The 20,380-nt window shown below is 69.2% G+C and carries 16 protein-coding genes; 10 read left to right on the top strand and 6 right to left on the bottom strand.

The features are described 5' to 3' along the window. Positions 1-35 precede the first annotated feature (35 nt). Entirely contained in the window at positions 36-437 is a 402-nt protein-coding gene (locus NTM_RS20180) for a PaaI family thioesterase (protein ID WP_163767348.1), read from the bottom strand. A gap of 201 nt (positions 438-638) precedes the next feature. Further along, complete coding sequence (locus tag NTM_RS20175) at positions 639-1,412, bottom strand: iron reductase (protein WP_163767346.1); 774 nt, start codon at positions 1,410-1,412, stop codon at positions 639-641. Positions 1,413-1,657: 245 nt separating this feature from the next. Here NTM_RS20175 and NTM_RS20170 point away from each other — a divergent pair, with 245 nt between their 5' ends. The 4 genes from NTM_RS20170 to NTM_RS20155 all read left to right on the top strand — a co-directional run bounded on the left by NTM_RS20170 (position 1,658) and on the right by NTM_RS20155 (position 6,099). Next, positions 1,658-2,074, top strand: coding sequence for a BlaI/MecI/CopY family transcriptional regulator (locus NTM_RS20170; RefSeq protein WP_104861224.1), 417 nt, complete (start codon positions 1,658-1,660; stop codon positions 2,072-2,074). A 14-nt stretch (positions 2,075-2,088) separates the two neighbouring features. Then, the gene (locus NTM_RS20165; protein WP_163767344.1) at positions 2,089-3,024 is read left to right on the top strand and encodes a M56 family metallopeptidase; all 936 of its coding nucleotides are present in this window, start codon (positions 2,089-2,091) and stop codon (positions 3,022-3,024) included. Between the two features lie 80 nt (positions 3,025-3,104). Beyond that, complete coding sequence (gnd, locus tag NTM_RS20160) at positions 3,105-4,559, top strand: NADP-dependent phosphogluconate dehydrogenase (protein ID WP_163767342.1); 1,455 nt, start codon at positions 3,105-3,107, stop codon at positions 4,557-4,559. Between the two features lie 100 nt (positions 4,560-4,659). Further along, complete coding sequence (locus NTM_RS20155; RefSeq protein WP_163767340.1) at positions 4,660-6,099, top strand: GuaB1 family IMP dehydrogenase-related protein; 1,440 nt, start codon at positions 4,660-4,662, stop codon at positions 6,097-6,099. Here NTM_RS20155 and NTM_RS20150 read toward each other — a convergent pair. From NTM_RS20150 to NTM_RS20140, 3 genes are read right to left on the bottom strand one after another with little or no spacing between them, the layout of a single operon-like run. After that, entirely contained in the window at positions 6,052-7,137 is a 1,086-nt protein-coding gene (locus NTM_RS20150) for an ABC transporter ATP-binding protein (RefSeq protein WP_163767338.1), read from the bottom strand. The two genes, NTM_RS20155 and NTM_RS20150, sit on opposite strands and share 48 nt — an antisense overlap. Then, complete coding sequence (locus NTM_RS20145; RefSeq protein ID WP_163767336.1) at positions 7,130-8,680, bottom strand: ABC transporter permease; 1,551 nt, start codon at positions 8,678-8,680, stop codon at positions 7,130-7,132. Before NTM_RS20145 ends, NTM_RS20150 begins: the two co-directional genes overlap by 8 nt. Positions 8,681-8,685: 5 nt before the next feature. After that, positions 8,686-9,711, bottom strand: a complete 1,026-nt coding sequence (locus tag NTM_RS20140; protein ID WP_104861229.1) for an iron ABC transporter substrate-binding protein — start codon at positions 9,709-9,711, stop codon at positions 8,686-8,688. Positions 9,712-9,983: 272 nt separating this feature from the next. Between NTM_RS20140 and NTM_RS20135 the strand changes: the two genes are divergently transcribed. From NTM_RS20135 to NTM_RS20110, 6 genes are all read left to right on the top strand, one after another. Continuing rightward, positions 9,984-11,339, top strand: a complete 1,356-nt coding sequence (locus tag NTM_RS20135; RefSeq protein WP_163767333.1) for a hemolysin family protein — start codon at positions 9,984-9,986, stop codon at positions 11,337-11,339. After that, complete coding sequence (locus NTM_RS20130; protein ID WP_104861231.1) at positions 11,332-12,393, top strand: hemolysin family protein; 1,062 nt, start codon at positions 11,332-11,334, stop codon at positions 12,391-12,393. Before NTM_RS20135 ends, NTM_RS20130 begins: the two co-directional genes overlap by 8 nt. Further along, positions 12,386-13,264: a 3-methyladenine DNA glycosylase gene (locus NTM_RS20125; RefSeq protein ID WP_163767331.1), complete on the top strand. Its 879-nt coding sequence runs from the start codon at positions 12,386-12,388 to the stop codon at positions 13,262-13,264. Before NTM_RS20130 ends, NTM_RS20125 begins: the two co-directional genes overlap by 8 nt. Before the next feature lie 88 nt (positions 13,265-13,352). Next, entirely contained in the window at positions 13,353-15,569 is a 2,217-nt protein-coding gene (locus NTM_RS20120; protein WP_163767328.1) for a malate synthase G, read from the top strand. 6 nt (positions 15,570-15,575) lie between these two features. After that, positions 15,576-17,501 carry a substrate-binding domain-containing protein gene (locus NTM_RS20115; protein ID WP_163767327.1) on the top strand — a complete coding sequence of 642 codons (1,926 nt, stop codon included), beginning with the start codon at positions 15,576-15,578 and terminating at the stop codon, positions 17,499-17,501. A 279-nt stretch (positions 17,502-17,780) separates the two neighbouring features. After that, positions 17,781-18,971, top strand: a complete 1,191-nt coding sequence (locus NTM_RS20110) for an alkane 1-monooxygenase (RefSeq protein WP_163767324.1) — start codon at positions 17,781-17,783, stop codon at positions 18,969-18,971. On the opposite strand, the gene NTM_RS20105 is transcribed toward NTM_RS20110, so the two are convergent. Then, positions 18,951-19,808, bottom strand: coding sequence for an SDR family NAD(P)-dependent oxidoreductase (locus NTM_RS20105; protein WP_163767322.1), 858 nt, complete (start codon positions 19,806-19,808; stop codon positions 18,951-18,953). The genes NTM_RS20110 and NTM_RS20105 overlap by 21 nt on opposite strands. Positions 19,809-20,380 lie beyond the last annotated feature (572 nt).

Here is a 20,380-nt window from a genome sequence, read left to right as displayed (position 1 = left end):
CCTGCCAGACCGGCCCGAACTCAGCAGCCTGGCAGCTATGCGTCGGGCATGTTCTGCAGGCGCACCTGTCCCCTCGCCACCGTCTTGCCGGCCTCATCGGTGATCGTGATCAACCACAGCTGCTGGCGCCGGCCGCGGTGGATCGGAACGGAGGTCGCGGTGACGGTCCCGGACCCGATCGCGCGCAGGAAGTCGGTGTTGTTGTTCACCCCGACCACCGTGCCGCCGCCGTTGCGGGACAGCCACACGTGCCCGGACACACTGGCCATGCTCTCGATCACCGCGCAGTACACGCCGCCGTGCACGATCCCCCACGGCTGCAACAGTTTTTCGGTGATCTCGAGCTCGGCGCGCCCACCGTCGGGCGTCATCTCCAGGTACGTCAACCCGAGTTGTCTGTCGAATCCGTCGCCGAGGCCCTCAGGAACTTCGCTCACGACTGGAGTTCTACACGCCCAGGCGCCGGTCCCGAAATGCGCCCGCCTTTTCACCAAAAAGAAGAAGGGCCCCACGCACGCGGCGTGGGGCCCTTCCATCGGTCGGACCGGGGGTCTCTGCAGCCCTCAGGACTCCGGCGCGGTCCGTTGGTTCCGAAACTTCGGATCAACCCCGACTCCAATAGGATAGGCAAGGCTTGCCTAATTAATCAAGACCTTCGTGGAACTCATCCGGGATACGCCGCGCACCGGCAGCCCGAAGCCGACGAAAGCGTCCAGCACCGCCTGGCCGCGGCGCATGCTGACGACTTCGCTGGCGTGGGCGAGCAACGGCACCTGGGTGGCCGCGTTGACGACCGCCCCGCCGACGATGTGCCACATCGCCGCCACCGACATCGCCCCGTCACTGACCGTGGCGAGCTTGGCGAACAGCGGCCCCAGCGCGCGGTGGCTGCGATGGGCGACCCAGGTCGTCAACGCCGCCTCGCTGGGCAGCGCGACGATGCCGTGCCGACCCCCACCCCCGGAAACCCGGCACTCGGCGACGTACGGATCGTCGGGCAGCGCGCGCAGCGTCGGGTCCACCACCCCGACCCAGTCGATCGCACCTTCGGAGTCGACATGCACCCACAGGTTCTCCAGACCGGTATCCCAGGCCCGCCCCTCCAGTGCCAACAACGGCGTCACGCGCCCGACCACGACATGGGCGAAGGTCGCGGCCAACTGCTGGGCCACCGCGGCGCGGCTCTCGGTCTCGGCGATCCCCGCGTCAAACATCTGCTGCAGCCGGTCGGTCGTGAGGATCTCCTCCAGTGGCCACCAGCGCCGCCGCGACAGGTCACCCATCACTGCCACCCCGTAGACCCGCGGACATTCGCGGTACAGCTCGCGTAGCCGGCGGCTCGATTCGTGGATGGGCAGCACGCGCACGATCGACATACTGGCGATGAGCGGATCCTCGACGACAACCGTCATGGGCACCTCGCGATCTGGGTAGCTCTTACCGAATTAGGTTAGCCTTACTATAGTCATGGCCAATGAACGGGCTAGAGGCTGTGACTGGACTCACAAGACCAAGCGGACGCACTCACACCGGTGCTGACGTTGGCATCTCGGAGAAGCGGGTTTCGACGCACCGACCAGCGACGAAATCTCATACGACACGCGGTAGTAATCCCGTAGTACGCTTTGACCTACCGTCGGCAGGAGATGAACGGAAGATGGCCAAGCTGACTCGACTCGGCGAGCTCGAGCGCTCCGTGATGGACCACCTGTGGTCCTCGGGTGAGCCTCAGACCGTGCGTCAGGTCCATGAGGCCCTGTCTGCGCGCCGCGACCTCGCCTACACCACGATCATGACGGTGCTGCAACGGCTTGCGAAGAAGAACCTCGTCGTGCAGCACCGCGACGACCGCGCCCACCGCTATGCACCCACCCACGGCCGCGACGAACTGGTCGCCGGCCTGATGGTCGACGCGCTGGATCAGGCCGCCGATTCCGGCAGCCGAGAGGCCGCGCTCGTGCATTTCGTCGAGCGGGTGGGCGCTGACGAGGCCGCGGCACTGCGCCGCGCTCTCGCCGAGTTGGAAGACAAACATCGGTCACCTCGACCCGCTGGCGATTTCGGTACCGCCTGAGGGACACTTAAAGCGTGTCCGCGCTGGCCTTCGCGATCGTCGCATTGCTCCTCTCGGGGCCGGTGCCTGCGATGCTGGCGCGAGCCACGTGGCCGCTGCGCGCACCCCGCGCCGCCATCGTGCTATGGCAGGCGATCGCGCTGGCAGCGGTGTTGTCGGCGTTCTCGGCCGGCATCGCGATCGCGTCGCGCCTGTTCGAGCCCGGCGCCGACGGCCGGCCCACCGCCACCTTCGCCAGCTCGATCGCGATGCTGGGCTGGCCGCTGTGGACGGCCTACGTCGTCGTCTTCGTCCTCACCCTGGTCATCGGTGCCCGGCTGATCGTGTCGGTGCTCAGGGTGGCGATCGCCACCAGGCGCCGTCGCGCCCACCACCGGATGGTGGTCGACCTCGTCGGCAGTCATCGCCGCCGGCCACGGTCCCGCGGCGGACTGCGGATCCTCGACGTCGCCGAACCACTCGCCTACTGCCTGCCCGGGGTGCGCAGTCGGGTCGTCGTCAGCGAGGGTGCGCTGAACACGCTGTCTGCGAACGAGGTCTCGGCGATCCTGGAGCACGAGAACGCCCACCTGCGGGCCCGCCACGACCTGGTGCTGGAGATGTTCACCGCCGTGCATGCGGCCTTCCCCCGGTTCGTGCGCAGCGCACACGCGCTCAACGCGGTCCGGCTGCTGATCGAACTGCTCGCCGACGACGCCGCGGTGCGCGCCGAAGGGCCCACGCCGCTCGCCCGTGCCCTCGTCGCGTGCGCGTCGGGGCGGGCGCCGCGCGGTGCGCTGGCCGCGGGCGGCCCGACGACCGTGGTGCGGGTGCGCCGGCTGGGCGGCGAGCCCAACAGCCGGATACTGGCGGCGGGCGCATATGCTGCTGCGGCCGCCGTGCTGGTGGTTCCGACGGTCGCGTTCGCGCTGCCGTGGCTCAACGAGCTGCACCGACTGTTCCTCGCGTAGGCCTGGACGGGCCCGGGGTTTTCTTTGCGTAGTACCTGCCAGAAGCTGTGCCGCACACGAAGATCGAAAGGGTTTTGTCTATGAGCTCGTCCGAAACCACGGGTACCGCCCAGATCGGCGTGACCGGCCTCGCCGTCATGGGGTCCAACATCGCCCGCAACTTCGCCCGGCACGGCTACACCGTCGCGCTGCACAACCGGACGGTCGCCAAGACCGACGCGTTGCTCGCCGAGCACGGCTCCGAGGGCAAGTTCGTGCGCAGTGAGACCATCGCCGAATTCCTCGACGCGCTGGAGAAGCCGCGCCGGGTGCTGATCATGGTCAAGGCCGGCGAGCCCACCGACGCCGTGATCAACGAGCTCGCCGACGCGATGGAAGAAGGCGACATCATCATCGACGGCGGCAACGCCCTGTTCACCGACACCATCCGCCGGGAGAAGGCGATCCGCGAGCGCGGACTGCATTTCGTCGGCGCCGGGATCTCCGGCGGCGAGGAGGGCGCGCTCAACGGCCCGTCGATCATGCCGGGCGGGCCCGCCGAATCCTACGAGTCGCTCGGACCATTGCTCGAGGAGATCTCCGCCCACGTCGACGGCGTGCCGTGCTGCACCCACATCGGCCCCGACGGCGCGGGCCACTTCGTCAAGATGGTGCACAACGGCATCGAATACTCCGACATGCAGCTCATCGGCGAGGCCTATCAGCTGTTGCGCGACGGCCTCGGCAAGACGGCGCCCGAGATCGCCGACGTCTTCGACGAGTGGAACAAGGGCGACCTGGACAGCTTCCTGGTCGAGATCACCGCGCAGGTGCTGCGCCAGACCGACGCCAAGACCGGTAAGCCGCTGGTCGACGTGATCCTCGACGAGGCCGAACAGAAGGGCACCGGCCGTTGGACGGTGAAGTCCGCACTCGACCTCGGCGTGCCGGTCACCGGCATCGCCGAGGCCGTGTTCGCCCGCGCGCTGTCGGGTTCGGTGGCCCAACGCAAGGCCACCACCGGCCTGGCGTCCGGAGACCTCGGCGACAAACCGGGCGACGCGGCGCAATTCACCGAGGACATCCGTCAGGCGCTGTACGCGTCGAAGATCATCGCCTACGCCCAGGGCTTCAATCAGATCCAGGCCGGCTCGGCCGAGTACGACTGGAACATCTCGCCAGGTGACATGGCCAGGATCTGGCGCGGCGGCTGCATCATCCGGGCGAAGTTCCTGAACCGGATCACCGACGCGTTCGACAACGACCCGGACCTGCCGACGCTCATCGTCGACCCTTACTTCCGCGATGCGATCGAGAACGCGATCGACAGCTGGCGACGCGTCGTGGTCAAGGCCACCGAGCTGGGCATCCCGATCCCGGGCTTCAGCTCGGCGCTGTCGTACTACGACGGACTGCGCACCGAACGGCTGCCCGCGGCACTGACCCAGGGACTGCGCGACTTCTTCGGCGCCCACACCTATGGGCGCATCGACACCGACCGTGAGAAGCGCTTCCACACGCTGTGGAGCGGCGACCGCAGCGAGATCGAGGCCTGACTTCTGCCCGCGAGCAGACACAACCTCCGGCGTGTCGCGGGTGTGTCGTGCGAGTTCGCGTCTGCTCGCGGGGGAAACGCGCGCCACTAGACTCGGCCGCGTGAAGTTTCTCGATGGCCACCGGCCGCCGTACGACCTGACCTACAACGATGTGTTCATCGTGCCGGGGCATTCCGAGGTGCCGTCGCGCTTCGATGTGGACCTGTCTTCCGTTGACGGCTCCGGCACCACGATCCCGGTGGTCGTCGCGAACATGACCGCGGTCGCGGGTCGCCGGATGGCCGAGACCGTGGCCCGGCGCGGCGGAATCGTCGTGCTGCCGCAGGACCTGCCCCTGTCGGCGGTCCGGCACACCGTCGACTTCGTCAAGAGCCGCGACACCGTCGTCGACACCCCGGTCACGCTGTCCCCCGACGACTCGGTGTCCGATGCGGCGGCGCTGATCCACAAGCGGGCGCACGGTGCCGCCGTGGTGGTCGACGGCGACCACCGGCCGGTCGGGCTGGTCACCGAGGCCGCGTGCCGCGGCGTGGACCGGTTCACCCGGGTGCGCGACGTCGCGATCGGCGACTTCGTCACCGCGCCGGTGGGCACCGATCCCCGCAAGGTTTTCGACCTGCTCGAGCACGCCCACATCCACGTCGCGGTGCTGACCGAGGCCGACGGCACCCTCGCGGGCGTACTGACGCGCACCGGCGCCGTCCGCGCCGGCATCTACACCCCCGCGGTGGATGCGAACGGCCGGCTGCGGATCGCCGCGGCGGTCGGCATCAACGGGGACGTGGCCGCCAAGGCGCGCGACCTCGTCGACGTGGGCGCCGACCTGCTGGTGATCGACACCGCACACGGCCATCAGCAGAAGATGCTCGACGCGATCGAGGCGGTCGCCGAGGCCGGCCTCGGCGTACCGCTGGCCGCCGGCAACGTGGTGTCGGCCGAGGGCACCCGCGACCTGATCAACGCCGGCGCCACCATCGTGAAGGTCGGGGTCGGTCCCGGCGCGATGTGCACCACCAGGATGATGACCGGCGTCGGCCGCCCGCAGTTCTCCGCGGTCGTCGAATGTGCCGCCGCGGCAAAGGAACTCGGTGCACACGTGTGGGCCGACGGCGGGGTACGGCATCCGCGGGACGTGGCGCTGGCGCTGGCCGCAGGCGCGTCGAACGTGATGATCGGATCCTGGTTCGCCGGCACCTACGAATCCCCCGGGGACCTGTTGCACGACCGCGACGACCAGCCCTACAAGGAGAGCTACGGGATGGCCTCCAAGCGCGCGGTCGCTGCCCGCACCGCGGCCGACAGCGCGTTCGACCGCGCCCGCAAAGGCCTGTTCGAGGAAGGCATCTCGACGTCGCGGATGGCGCTGGACCCGTCGCGCGGCGGCGTGGAGGATCTCCTCGACCACATCACCTCAGGGGTCCGCAGCACCTGCACCTACGTCGGTGCGGCGACCCTGCCCGAGCTGCACGAGAAGGTGGTGCTCGGGGTGCAGTCAGCCGCCGGCTTCGCCGAGGGACATCCGCTGCCCACCGGTTGGTGACGGGTAGGCCAGCACGTCCCCGACGACCTGCACGGTGACCGACGAGCCGGCGCCGAGCCCCGGCAGGCCGGTGCTGCGCATCCGCAACGCGGTGCCGTCGCTTAGTTCGAGATGCACGACGGTGTCGGCGCCGTAGAACCGCTGCGCCGTCACCCGCGCCGCGGTGCCGGAACCGTCCGCGCCGAGGTGCATCTGCTCCGGTCGCAGCACGGCCACCGCGGGCCCGTCGGGCACCGGCAGTTTCGCCGCGAACGTCCCGAGCGCGGTCCGCACCCGACCGGCGTCGGCCGTCGCGTCGATCTCGACCGTGCTGCCGAGGAATCGGGCGTTGGTCAGCGTCGCGGGCAGACCGTAGAGCCGCGCGGGGGTGTCCTGCTGGGCGACGGCGCCGCCGAGCAGCAGCGCGACGGAGTCGGCCAGCGACAGCGCCTCGGCCTGATCGTGGGTGACCAGGATCGCGGTGGTCCCCGCGTCACGAAGGATCGCCGCGATGTCCTCGCGCACCCGGGTGCGCAATCCCGAGTCGAGCGCCGCGAACGGCTCGTCCAGCAGCAGCACCCGTGGCCGGGCGGCCAGCGCCCTGGCCAGGGCGACCCGCTGCTGCTGGCCTCCGGAGATCTCGTGGGGGCGCGCGTCGGCCAGTCCGTCGAGGCCGACCACCCCCAGCCAGTGCGCCACCTCGGCGTCCGCGCGCCTGCGGTCTGCCCGGTTCAGCCCGAACGCGACGTTCTCCCCGACGCTCAGGTGCGGGAACAGCGCACCTTCCTGCGGCATCAGCCCGACCCGGCGGCGGTGTACGGGCACGCTCACGCCTGCCCCGGCGACCGTGTCGCCGGCGATGCGCACGGTGCCGGAGTCCGGGTCCTCGAACCCGGCCAGGATGCGCAGCAGCGTGGTCTTGCCGCAGCCCGACGGGCCGAGGATCGCGGTGATCGAACCAGGCGCCATGTCCAGGTCGACGCCGCGCAGAACCGTCTTGGCTCCGAACGCCTTGCGGATGCCGGTGGCCGAAACAGCCGCCGCGATCGACTCAGTCACTGTGCACCGCAACGGTGTTCGTACTCCACACGCTCAGTATCGCGGTCGGGGCGGTGGCGAACAGCAGCAGTGCCGCCGCATACGGGGCCGCCGCCGCGTAGTCGCTGACCGAGCTGTACCCCCACAGCCGGGTGGCCAGGGTGTCCGTACCCGTCGGATGCAGCAGCAGCGTCACCGGCAACTCCTTCATACAGGTCAGCAGCACCAGCGCCGCACCCGCGGCGATGCCGGGCAGCGCCACCCGGGCGGTCACGCCGCCGAAGGCCCTCAGCGGTGACCGGCCCAGCGAGCGGGCGACCTCTTCGAGCCGGATCGGCGCGGATTCCACCGCGGCGCGGATGGAGCCGATCGCCATCGGCACGAACAGCACCGTGTAGGCCAGGATCAGCAGCGGCTCACGCTGGTAGATCGGCCGCAGCAGCAGCACCCCGAGCGACACCATCGAGATCGCGATGACGATCGCGGGCAGCCCGTGCGCGACGTAGCTGGCACCTTCGAGGGCGCGGGTCGCGCGGTCGCGGTGGCGCGCCGCGAGCACCCCGAGCGGCAGCGCCGCGGCCGTCGCGGCCGCCGCGGCGACCACCGACAGCCACACCGTCGAGCCCAGCGCCGCGACCCATTCGCCGAAGTCCCAGCGCGGCCCCGCGGTGAGCAGCCAGCCGGCGAGCTCGACCCCCGGCACGACGACGGCGGCGGCCAGCACCGCCGCGGGCACGGCCAGCGCGGCCCACCGCCACTGGCCGAGCCGGTTCAGCGGGGCGGGCCGCGGGGTGCCGCCCCCGATGCGCGACGCGGACGCCAGGCCGCGGGCCCGGTGCTCGGCGACGACGAGCGCGATCGCGAACACCATCAGCACCAGCGACAGCACCGCGGCCCGGGACGGGTTGAACCCCGAGCGGTAGGCCCCGTAGATCACCCAGGTGAACGCCTCGAAGCGCATCGCCGCGACCGCGCCGAAATCGCTGAGCACATACAACGCGACCAGCAGTGCGCCGGCGGCGATCGCGGCCCGCGACTGGCGCAGCGTCACCCGGAACAGCACCGCCCACCCGCCGAGGCCCAGGGAGCGGGCCACCTCTTCCTGAGCGGGATCGACCCGCGCCAGCGCCGCCGTCGTGGTCAGCAGCACGAGCGGATAACTCACCAGCGTCAAGACCAGCGCGGACCCCCAGAAACCGGCGATCTGAGGAAACGCCGACACCCACAGATAGGCGAGCAGGTAACTCGGCATGGCCAGCGGCAGCGCCGACGCGACCGCCAGGACGCGCCTGCCGCGCAGATCGGTGCGGGTCACGAGGACGGCGAGCCCGACGCCGAGCACGACGCACGCCGCGGTGACGACACCGACCAGCATCAGCGACCGAAAGATCAGCGCGGCGGTGCGCGGCTGGAAGAGTTCGTCGACGACGAACGCCCAGCCGCGCTCCAGGGCGCGCTCGACCAGGTAGACCAGCGGCACCAGCGTGCAGGCCGCGACGAGCACGGCCGGCAGCAACAGCAGGGCCGGCGGGCGGGCTCGGGTCTGCGCCGCGGGGCCGCTCACCCCGCTCAGTTGGTCAGGAGGCCGGTCTTGACCAGCAGCTCCTGGGTGGCCTCGAGGTCGTCGAGGTCGGACAGGTCGACCGCCGGGGGCTGCAGGTCGGCCAGCGGAGGCATCTCGGCCGACGGGGCGACACCTGCCGCGAGCGGATACTCGGCGGTCTCGGTCGCGAAGTACTTCTGCGCGGACTCCCCGACCAGATAGGCGGCGAACGCCTGGGCGCCTTCGGGATTCGGGGCGGACTTCAGCACACCCACGCCGGCGACGTTGACCAGGCCGCCGGGGTCGCCGGGCGCCATGAACTTGTTCTGCGCGACGACGGCGTCGGCGCCCTTGGCGTGGATGAGTTCGTAGAGGTAATAGTGGTTGACCAGGCCCAGGGCGACCTGGCCGGAGTCCACGGCGTCGCGCACGGCGACGTTGTTCTCGAAGGCCTGCGGATCCTGCGCCTTGAACGCGCGCAGCCACTGCTCGGCACCGTCGTCACCGCGCAGCACCCGCAGCCCGGTGACGAACGCCTGCCAGGATGCGTTGCTCGGGGCGAAGCCGATCTTGCCCTTCCACTCCGGAGCCAGCAGTCCGTCGATGGTGTCCGGCGGATTCGGCGCCAGCGTCGGGTTGTAGACGAGGACGCGGGCGCGGCCCGACACCCCGACCCACGTGCCGTCGGCCGCCGAGTACTGGGCCGGCACCGCGGCGAGCGTCTCGGCGTCGATCGGAGCCAGCAGACCCGCCTTGGCCACCGCGCCCAGTGCGCCGGCGTCCTGGGACAGGAACACATCGGCCGGGGACTTGTCCCCCTCGGTGATCAGCTGCGCGGCCATCTCGCCCGAACCGGCGTAGCGCGCCTCGACCTTGATGCCGGTGTCGGTGGAGAACTGCTCGATCAGCGGCTTGACCAGCTCCTCGCTGCGACCCGAATACACGACGATCTTGTTCTCATCGGACTGCTGCTCGGATCCGCACGCGCTCAGCGCGACGGCCGCGGCCACCGCGGTGAACATCGCGGCCAACCGGGTCAACGACTTCGACATTAGGCTCGCCTTTCCTATGTTGGGGTTGAAGCTACCACTGACGCCGAATCCGGCCGGGAAGCGATGAGGCCGAGGCGAGGCCGGTGCGGATTCCGCTAGCATGTGTGGTCGACCAGCTGTTATCGCGACGAAAGGGACCAGGTGCCGCAGGCACTGGATGGAGACCCATCCAAGTCGGCCACAGCCGTCCGACGGTCTGACCACGAGCCCTGCGAGGCCGAGCCGTCCTCTAGATGGCCGGGCCCCCGACCCGGCTCCCCCGGAGCATCCCGATGAACACGGCGATGTCTCTGCTCGCGTTGTTGGCGTTCATCCTGCTCACCGCAGGCACCGCGGTTTTCGTCGCCGCCGAGTTCTCGCTGACCGCACTCGAACGCAGCACCGTCGAGGCCAATGTCCGCTCCGGTGACCGCCGCGACCGGCTCGTCCAGAAGGCCCACCGGTCGCTGTCGACGCAGCTGTCCGGCGCGCAGGTCGGCATCTCCATCACCACGCTGGCCACCGGTTTCCTGGCCGAGCCCGTCGTCGCCCGGCTCATCCACCCCGGCTTGACCGCCTTGCACATACCGGAGCGGTTCGCCTCGGGACTGGCGTTGGCGCTGGCCATCCTGATCGCGACGTCGATCTCGATGATCTTCGGCGAACTGGTGCCCAAGAACCTCGCCGTGGCCCGCGCGGTCCCGACCGCGCGGTGGTCGGCACCGCTGCAGCTGATGTTCTCGTTCATGTTCAAGCCGCTGATCCGGCTCACCAACGGGACGGCGAACTGGATCCTGCGTCGCCTCGGGATCGAGCCCGCCGAAGAGCTGCGCTCGGCGCGTTCGCCGCAGGAGCTGGTGTCGCTGGTGCGCTCGTCGGCCGAGAGCGGATCGCTGGACCCGGTCACCGCGGTCCTGGTGGACCGTTCCCTGCAGTTCGGCGACCGCACCGCCGAGGAACTGATGACCCCGCGCTCCAAGATCGACACCCTCGACGCCGACGCGACGGTGCTCGACCTCAGCGAGGCCGCGTTCAAGACCGGCCACTCCCGCTTCCCGGTGATCCGCGGCGACCTGGACGAGACCATCGGCATGGTGCACGTCAAGCAGGTGTTCGCGGTGCCCGCCGCGGTCCGCGCGACGACCCGGCTGGCCGAACTCGTCCAGCCGGTCACCAAGGTGCCGTCCACCCTCGACGGCGACGCGGTGATGACCGAGGTCCGCGCCAACGGCCTGCAGACCGCGCTGGTCGTCGACGAGTACGGCGGCACCGCCGGGATGGTGACCGTCGAGGACCTGATCGAGGAGATCGTCGGCGACGTGCGCGACGAGCACGACGTCGAACCGCCCGACGTGGTCGCGGCGGGACAGGGCTGGCAGGTCTCGGGACTGCTGCGGATCGACGAGGTCGCCGAGGGCACCGCGTTCCGCGCCCCGGATGGTGACTACGAGACCATCGGAGGGCTGGTGCTGGAGAAACTCGGCCACATCCCCGTCGAAGGCGAAACCGTGGAGCTGACCGCGTTCGACCCCGACGGGCCGATCGAGGACCCGGTGCGCTGGCTGGCGACCGTGGTCAAGATGGACGGCCGGCGCATCGACGTGCTCCGGCTGACCGAGATCGGCCGCAAGGGAGCCGAGCATGGGTGACATCTTCGGGGTGCTGCTGACCTTTGTGCTGCTGGCCGCCAACGCGTTCTTCGTGGCCTCGGAGTTCGCGTTGATCTCCGCGCGCCGCGACCGCCTCGAAGCCCTCGCCGAGCAGGGCAAGAGGAGCGCCGTCACCGTCATCAGAGCCGGCGAACACCTGTCGCTGATGCTGGCGGGGTCGCAGCTCGGCATCACGATCTGCTCGATTCTGCTCGGCCGCGTCGCCGAACCCGCCGTCGCGCATCTGCTGGAGAAGCCGTTCGACCTGGTCGGGATCCCCGACGCCGTACTGCACACGGTGTCGTTCCTGGTCGCACTGTCCGTCGTCGTCACGCTGCACGTGCTGCTCGGCGAGATGGTGCCGAAGAACATCGCGATCGCGGGCCCGGAATCCACCGCGATGCTGTTGATCCCGGTCTATCTGGTCTACATCCGGATCGCCCGCCCGTTCATCGCGTTCTACAACTGGTGCGCCAACACCACGCTGCGCACGTTCGGGGTCGAACCCAAGGACGAACTCGACGTCGCCGTCTCGACGGTCGAACTGTCGGAGATGATCGCCGAATCGCTGTCCGAGGGTCTGCTCGACCCCGAGGAACACACCCGGCTCACGCGGGCGCTGCAGATCCGCAACCGCGTCGTCAACGACGTCGCGATGCCGCTGCACCAGATCCGCGCGGTCCCGGCGGCGGCCGAGGGGATGGGCCCGACCGTCGGCGCGCTGGAGGAAGCGCTGCGCGAGACGGGCTACTCCCGCTTCCCGGTCGCCGACACCTCCGGCGCCTTCATCGGATACCTGCACATCAAGGATGTGCTGCCGCTGGTCAACAGCGACCTCGACAGCACGACCGTGATCGACTCCTCGATGGTGCGGCCGCTGCCCCGGGTCCCGGCGTCACTGCCGCTGCCCGACGGGCTGACCCGGATGCGCCGCACCAACAGCCACCTGGCGCTGGTCACCGCGGCCGACGGCACCGCGACCGCGATGATCGCGCTCGAAGATCTTGTCGAGGACCTGGTCGGGACGGTCCGCGACGGCACGCATCGTGTCTGATTGGCGGCTCGCCGCCGTGCCCGATTGGCGCTCCCGCGCCGAAACCCACCGGCGTCGCGCCGATGCCCTCCTCGAGCCCCACCTGAGCCGACGCCGAACCGGCGAATCCCATCCGGTGTTCGACTTCCTGTTCACCTACTACAACCTGCGGCCCCGCCAGCTCAGGGTCTGGCATCCCGGTTACGGCGCCGTGCTCGACGGGCCAGATTCCCAGGGCTACCTGCGCCGCACCGGGTATGTCCGGGCCGGCGACGGCGTCACCGTCGGCCCTGACCACCTGCTGGCCCGCGCGGGGACTGTGACGTTCATCGCCGAGCTGCTCACCGCGACCGCATCCCGGCCCGCGCGCTTCAACTGTTTCGGCCTGCACGAGTGGGCGATGGTCTACCGGTCCCCCACGGTCCGCCACTCCCAGGTTCCGCTGCGCCTCGGCACGGCGGGCACCGACGCGGTTGTCGAGTCAATGCCGTTGCGGTGCAGTCACTTCGACGCGTTCCGGTTCTTCACCCCGGCGGCGGCCGGCCGCAACGCGCAGCACCTGACCCGTCAGGACCAGGTCGCCACCGAGCAACCCGGCTGCGTGCACGCCGGGATGGACCTCTACAAATGGGCCTTCAAACTGGGCCCGCTGATCGAGTCCGAACTGGTGCTCGACTGCTTCGAGCTCGCACTGGAGGCACGTGTGCTCGATATGCGCGCGAGCCCATATGACCTGCGGGACTACGGATTCGAGCCGATCGCGGTGGAAACCCCGGCAGGCAGGGGCGACTATGCCCGCGCCCAGGAACGGATCAGCGAACGCGCGGCGCCGCTTCGTGCCCGGCTCATCCGGCGATGCGAAGCACTGCGGGACAGCGCCACCGGCGAATAGGGCTGTTACCGGTGGGTAAGCTGGACAGCTGACGGCGTAACGAAGGTACCGGCACGGCGCAAGAGCACGTGCGGATGAGGGAGGAAAAATGACTGATCGCGTGACGGTGGGCAACCTGCGCGTCGCTCCCGTGCTGTACGACTTCATCAACAATGAGGCACTGCCGGGCACCGACATCGATCCCGACACGTTCTGGTCCGGCGTCGACAAGGTGATCGCCGACCTGACGCCGCGCAACCAGGATCTGCTGGCCCGGCGCGACAGCCTGCAGGCGCAGATCGACAAGTGGCACCGCGCCCGGGTGATCGGCGGCTTCGAGCCCGAGGACTACAAGCAGTTCCTCTCCGACATCGGATATCTGGAACCCGAACCCGGTGATTTCACCATCACCACCTCCGGCGTCGACGCCGAGATCGCCACCACAGCCGGTCCGCAGCTGGTGGTGCCCGTGCTCAACGCCCGGTTCGCGCTGAACGCTGCGAACGCCCGCTGGGGCTCGCTGTACGACGCGCTGTACGGCACCGACGTGATCTCCGACGAGGGCGGCGCCGAGGCGGGAAGCTCTTACAACAAGCTGCGCGGGGACAAGGTCATCGCGTACGCCCGTAAATTCCTCGACGGTGCCGTCCCGCTCGCCCAGGGCTCCTGGTCGGACATCACCGGGCTGAAGATCGAGGACGGCAGCGTCAGTGCCACGCTCGACGACGGCGGCGCCGTCGGTCTCGCGTCAGGTGAACAGTTCGTCGGCTACCTCGGCGACCCGGCCGCCCCGTCTTCGGTGCTGCTGGTCAACAACGGTCTACACATCGAGATCCTGGTCGATGCGGAATCGCCGATCGGATCCACCGACAGGGCCGGCATCAAGGACGTCGTGCTGGAGTCGGCGGTCACCACGATCATGGACTTCGAGGACTCCGTGGCCGCCGTCGACGCCGACGACAAGGTGCTGGGGTACCGAAACTGGTTGGGGCTCAACCGAGGCGACCTCGCCGAGGAGGTCACCAAGGGCGACAAGACCTTCACCCGGGTGCTCACCGAGGACCGCACGTTCACCTCGCCCGACGGCGAGGGCGAGGTCACGCTGCCCGGGCGCAGCCTGCTGTTCGTCCGCAACGTCGGGCACCTGATGACCAACGACGCGATCGTGTTCGACGACAACGGTGCCGACGGCCCCGAGGTCTTCGAAGGCATCCAGGACGCGCTGTTCACCAGCCTCATCGGGATCCACGGAATGCGATCCGACGGCGACGGCGACACCAAGAACGGCCCGCTGCTCAACAGCCGGACCGGATCGATCTACATCGTGAAGCCCAAGATGCACGGACCCGACGAGGTGGCGTTCACCTGTGAGCTGTTCAGCCGCGTCGAGGACGTCCTCGGCCTGCCGCAGAACACCATCAAGGTCGGCATCATGGACGAGGAGCGACGCACCACCGTCAACCTCAAGGCCTGCATCAAGGCGGCCGCCGACCGTGTCGTGTTCATCAACACCGGCTTCCTGGACCGCACCGGCGACGAGATCCACACGTCGATGGAGGCGGGCCCGATGATCCGCAAGGGTGCGATGAAGTCCACGGACTGGATCACCGCGTACGAGAACCAGAACGTCGACATCGGCCTGGAGACCGGACTGTCCGGCAAAGCCCAGATCGGCAAGGGCATGTGGGCGATGACCGACCTGATGGCCGACATGGTCGAGCAGAAGATCGGCCAGCCCAAGGCCGGCGCCACCACCGCGTGGGTGCCCTCCCCGACCGCGGCGACGCTGCACGCGATGCACTACCACCAGGTCGACGTGTTCGCGGTGCAGTCCGAACTCGCCGGCAAGCGGCGCTCCTCCCTCGAACAGCTGCTCACCCTGCCGCTGGCCAAGGAACTGGCCTGGGCTCCCGAGGAGATCCGCGAAGAGGTCGACAACAACTGTCAGTCGATCCTCGGCTACGTGGTTCGCTGGATCGACGCCGGCGTGGGCTGCTCCAAGGTGCCCGACATCCACAACGTGGCGTTGATGGAAGACCGTGCGACACTGCGGATCTCGAGCCAGCTGCTGGCCAACTGGCTGCGGCACGGCGTCATCACCGAAGAGGACGTCAAGGCCAGCCTGCGCCGGATGGCCGCCGTCGTCGACGAGCAGAACGCCAGCGACCCCGACTTCCGGCCGATGGCTTCGGACCCCGAGGGCAGCATCGCGTTCCAGGCGGCCCAGGAACTGATCCTCGACGGCGCCGCCCAGCCCAACGGCTATACCGAGCCGATCCTGCATCGCAGGCGTCGGGAGTTCAAGGCATCGGCGGGTCAGGCTTAGGAAGGCATGGGAAAACACAGCCTCCCGGATCCCGACGACGAGTCAGGCCGCTGGCGCCCCGAGCCCCCCGGCGAGCCCACTGACGACGAAAGCGGTGCCGGCGGAAGTGATTCCGACGGCGACGAGCTCACCACCCGGCTGCCCGCCGCCGATTCGGCACCGCCCACCCAGCGCAGCGGCGGCTGGGAGAACGGCGAGTGGACCGGCAGCCACCGCGCGGTGACGCAGGGGCCCCGTAAGGTCAGCGTCGGGGTCATCGTCGCGCTGGTCTCGGTCGTGGTCGTCGTCGCCGCTGTGATCCTGTGGCGCTTCGTCGGTGACGCGCTCTCCAGCCGCTCCGACGTGGCCGCCGCGCGGTGCGTCGAGGGCGAGGTCGCCGTCGCCGTCGTCGCGGACCCCGCCATCGCCGAACCCGTCGCCGCCCTCGCCGAGCGCTACAACGAGACCGCCGATCCTGTCGGTGACCGCTGCGTGAAGGTCGGTGTCACCGCCGCCGACTCCGATCAGGTGATCAACGGTTTCCGCCAGGAATGGCCCGCAGACCTCGGTGAGCGACCCGCACTGTGGATCCCGGGGAGTTCGGCGGCCGAAGCCCGCCTGGAGAGCGCGGTCGGCCCCGAGACCATCAGCGACAGCCGCTCCCTGGTCAGCTCGCCCGTCGTCCTCGCGGTGAACCCGAGGCTCAAAGACGCGCTGAAGGACCAGAACTGGGGCACCCTGCCCGATCTGCAGACCGGCCCGGCCGCACTGGACGGTCTCGGGTTGCGGGGCTGGGGCGGGCTGCGGCTGGCCCTGCCTCTCGGCGCGGACAGCGACGCGTCATACCTGGCCGCCGAGGCCATCGCCGCCGCGGCCGCGCCGTCCGGACAACCCGCCAGCGCCGGCCTCGGCGCGGTCAGCACCCTGATGTCGCGCGCCCCCGAACTCGCGGACCGTAACGCGGGCACCGCCCTGGATGCGCTCGTCGACGCCCCCGACCCGGCGACGGCGCCGGTGCACTCGGTCGCGACCACCGAACAGCAGTTGTTCCAGCGCGCATCGTCGCTGTCGGATGCCCCGGACAAGCTTGCGGCGTGGCTGCCGCCCGGGCCCGCGGCGGTCGCCGATTTCCCGACCGTGCTGCTGTCGGGCGACTGGCTGTCCCAACAGCAGGTGACCGCCGCCAGCGAGTTCGCGCGGTTCATGCGTAAACCCGAGCAGCTCGCCGAACTGGCCAAGGCCGGGTTCCGCGCCGAGGGCACCGAACCACCCGGCGGCGACGTGGTCGACTTCGCCCCGCTCGGCGCGCCGCTGGCCATCGGTGACAACGCGGTGCGGACCACCATCGCCGAGACCCTGGCCTCTCCTGTCGAGAGCCCGACCGTCACCGTGATGCTCGACCAGTCGATGCCGGCCGACGAGGGCGGCACGACCCGACTGGCCAACGTCGTGAACGCACTCAAGGCGCGCATCGGTGCGCTGCCGCCGGACTCCGGGATCGGGCTGTGGACGTTCGACGGCGTCGCAGGCCGCTCCGAGGTGCCCGCGGGCCCGCTGTCCGACCAGGTGGACGGGACTGTCCGCTCCGATGCGTTGACCGCTGCGCTCGACGACCAGCAGCCTTCCAACGGCGGCGCGGTGTCGTTCACGACGCTGCGCCTGGTCTACGGCGACGCGACGACGCGGTACCGCGACGGACAGAAGAACTCCGTCCTCGTGATCACCACCGGCCCGCACACCGACCGCTCACTGAGCGCATCGGGCCTGCAGGACTACATCCGTGGCGCGTTCAGGCAGGATCGTCCGGTCGCGGTCAACGTCATCGACTTCGGCGACGACTCCGACCGGGCCACCTGGGAATCCGTCGCCGAGATCACCGGCGGCAGCTATCAGAACCTGGCGAACTCCGCGACCCCGGAACTCGCCGCCGCGATCTCGCGGATGCTGTCCTGAGACCGCCCCGACCGAGCCGCTGATCGGCGGGCCCGAGCTACGAGATCCGTACTTTGCTGGACCCGATACCGCCCAGGACCGCACTGAGCCTGACCTCACCGGCCTGAGCAGGCGCCCAGCAACTGCGCGGCCCTGCCAAGGGAAACGACGGGTGCGCAAACACGTTCGCTGACGCGGTGGACGGACCAGAGCGGCAATGGTATGACAGCGTTACCCTATTGTCGCTTGGAGTTGCGATGATCGGGATACCGTCCGGCTACGAGGGGGACAGGTCGACAGATGCCGACTATGCAGCGCACGTTGCGGGGCACCGGTCGGTCGGCTGCGGCCATCCCGTCGTGGCGGGACCGGAAGCGGTACCTCTGGTTGCTCGCGCTGGTGATCCCGTCGCTGATCCCGTTATCGGCGGTGGCGGTCTCGCTGAGCGGGTCCGGGCTGTTCTGGTGGTCCGGGCCGCTGCTGATGTTCATCGTGATCCCGGTGTCGGACTACCTCGTCGGCCCTGATTCCGACAACCCGCCCGAGAGTGCGGTCGCGATCCTGGAGAACGACCCCTACTACCGCTGGGCCACCTACGCCTACCTGCCCGCGCAGTATCTGTCGCTGGTGCTGGCCTGCTGGTTGTGGAGCGGGCGGGCCGGAATCCCGATGACCGAACTCGACAAGGTCGGGCTGATGCTCACCGTCGGCGGTATCGCCGGTGTCGCGATCAACACGGCGCATGAACTCGGCCATCAGCGTGCCCGGGCGGAACGCCGGCTGAGCAAGGTGGCGCTGGCCCAGACCGGATACGGCCATTTCTACGTCGAGCACAACCGCGGCCACCACTCCCGGGTGGCCACCCCGGAAGACCCGGCGTCGGCGCGGCTGGGCGAAAGTCTCTATACGTTCGTGTTCCGCTCCGTATGGGGCGGTCTGCGCTCGGCGTGGCGGCTGGAACGCAAACGGCTGAACCGGCGCGGCAAGTCGACCTGGAGCCTGCATAACGACGTCCTGAACTCCTGGCTGCTGACGGCCGTCCTGTTCTCGGTGCTGGTCGCCGTGTTCGGGCTGCACGTACTGTTCTGGCTGGTCGGCCAGGCGATCGTCGGCATCTGCCTGCTGGAGTCGATCAATTACCTTGAGCACTACGGACTTCGGCGCCAGAAGCGTCGCGACGGCCACTACGAGCAGGTTCGGCCCGCACACAGCTGGAACAGCAACTCGGTGATCTCCAACGTGTTCCTGTTCCACCTGCAGCGCCATTCCGACCACCACGCCAATCCGCACCGCCGGTTCCAGGCGCTCTGCCATGCCGACGAGGCGCCGCAGCTGCCCTCCGGGTACGCGACGATGGTGATGCTGGCGATGGTTCCGCCGCTGTGGCGCCGGGTGATGGACCCGCGGGTCGTCGCCCACTACGACGGCGATGTACGCAAGGCCGCGTTGAGCCCGCGCAAGGAGCGCAGGCTACTGAAGCGGTTCGGCTGACTGGACCTCGCGGGTCCGTTGCAGGGCCACGGCGGCGGTGCGCATCGAGAGACCCGGGGAGAGCCGCTCCAGATACCACAACGCCTTCCACCAACGGGGCACCACGATGATCGCCTCGTTGCGCAGCACGCCCCGCAGCGCCTTCTCGGCGAACACCTCGGGATCCATCGGGCGCAGCTTCTCCCCCAGCTTGAGCTGATCCTCGCGGCTGACGCTCTTGTTCCGGCCGTACTCACCACCGGTGAGGATCGGCGTGCGCACCACGCCCGGGCACAGCACCGAGACGCGCACCCCGTGGGTCGCGCCCTCGACGCGCATCGTCTTCGACAGTGCGACGACGGCGTGTTTGGTCGCCGTGTAACCGCCCTGCGCCGCGGTGGTGATCAGCCCCGCCATGGACGCGGTGTTGATGATGTGGCCGCTCCCCTGGCGGATCATCCGCGGGTACGCGGCCTGGACACCGTGGATGACACCGCGCAGGTTCACGTCGATGATGTCGTCCCAGTCCTGCAGGGTCAGGGTGTCGACCTCGCCGCCGATGCCGATTCCGGCATTGTTGAACAGATAGTCGATTCGGCCCGAGGTATCGACGGTCGTGGCGATCGCGTTCTCGACGGCGCCGGGATCGCGAACGTCGAGACCGACGGCGTGAGCGACCGCACCGGTGGCGCGTAGCTGTTGCGCCAGCTCCTCGGCGGGGCCGGCCTGACGGTCGGCGATCCACACTAGGCTTCCCGCCGCGGCGAGCCGCGTGGCCAGTGCCGCCCCTATCCCCGATGCGCCACCGGTGACGAAGGCGACCTTTCCTGACAGCTGCGACGTGTCTGTGGATGCCATTCGGGTAACGATAACGGGCCGCCGTGTGCCCGTGTCGGGTCGATCCGGGCGACCGCTCCGTGGCACCTGAATTCCGTTGGGGCGCAGCAGTTCAGCCGGCGCCGGCGACTCGCGCGCACCCGGCGTGCAGGGCTTGTCGCGGCCGATCTTGTCACGGTGTGTCAGATTTGTTTGCCACACGGGCGACGCCTGCGGCCGGGCCGGGCCCGCACACGCGCCACGGCGACCAATCACGCGCTAGCCACGGAGCGGTATCGACGCCCGAAAGCCCATTGCCCCGTTCCCCGGGAGGAGATATGTGCTGAGCGCGATGGTCCAGACCAGGAACTTTTATTAGCAGAGAACCAGTAGGCAAACTAATTGCTGCGGCGAATATTGTGCGGCCGTGTTGTCCGCCAAGCGCGGTACCACTGACTGAAGACCGGCGTAAACACCTGGATAAGCCGCAAATCACGCGCCGGCTCGGGCCCGCGGAAAGTCGTCCGGCGATACGCAGATCGACGGACGAACTACTAGATAGCAATTCGAATGAGTTTTGCTATTAATGCACTTATTAAAAATTCTCGGTTTTG

Source organism: Mycolicibacterium parafortuitum (assembly GCF_010725485.1).
In the GTDB taxonomy this organism is placed as follows: Bacteria; Actinomycetota; Actinomycetes; order Mycobacteriales; family Mycobacteriaceae; genus Mycobacterium.
The sequence above is the reverse complement of the archived record's forward strand: the minus strand, read 5'-3'. Positions and strand labels throughout refer to the sequence as shown.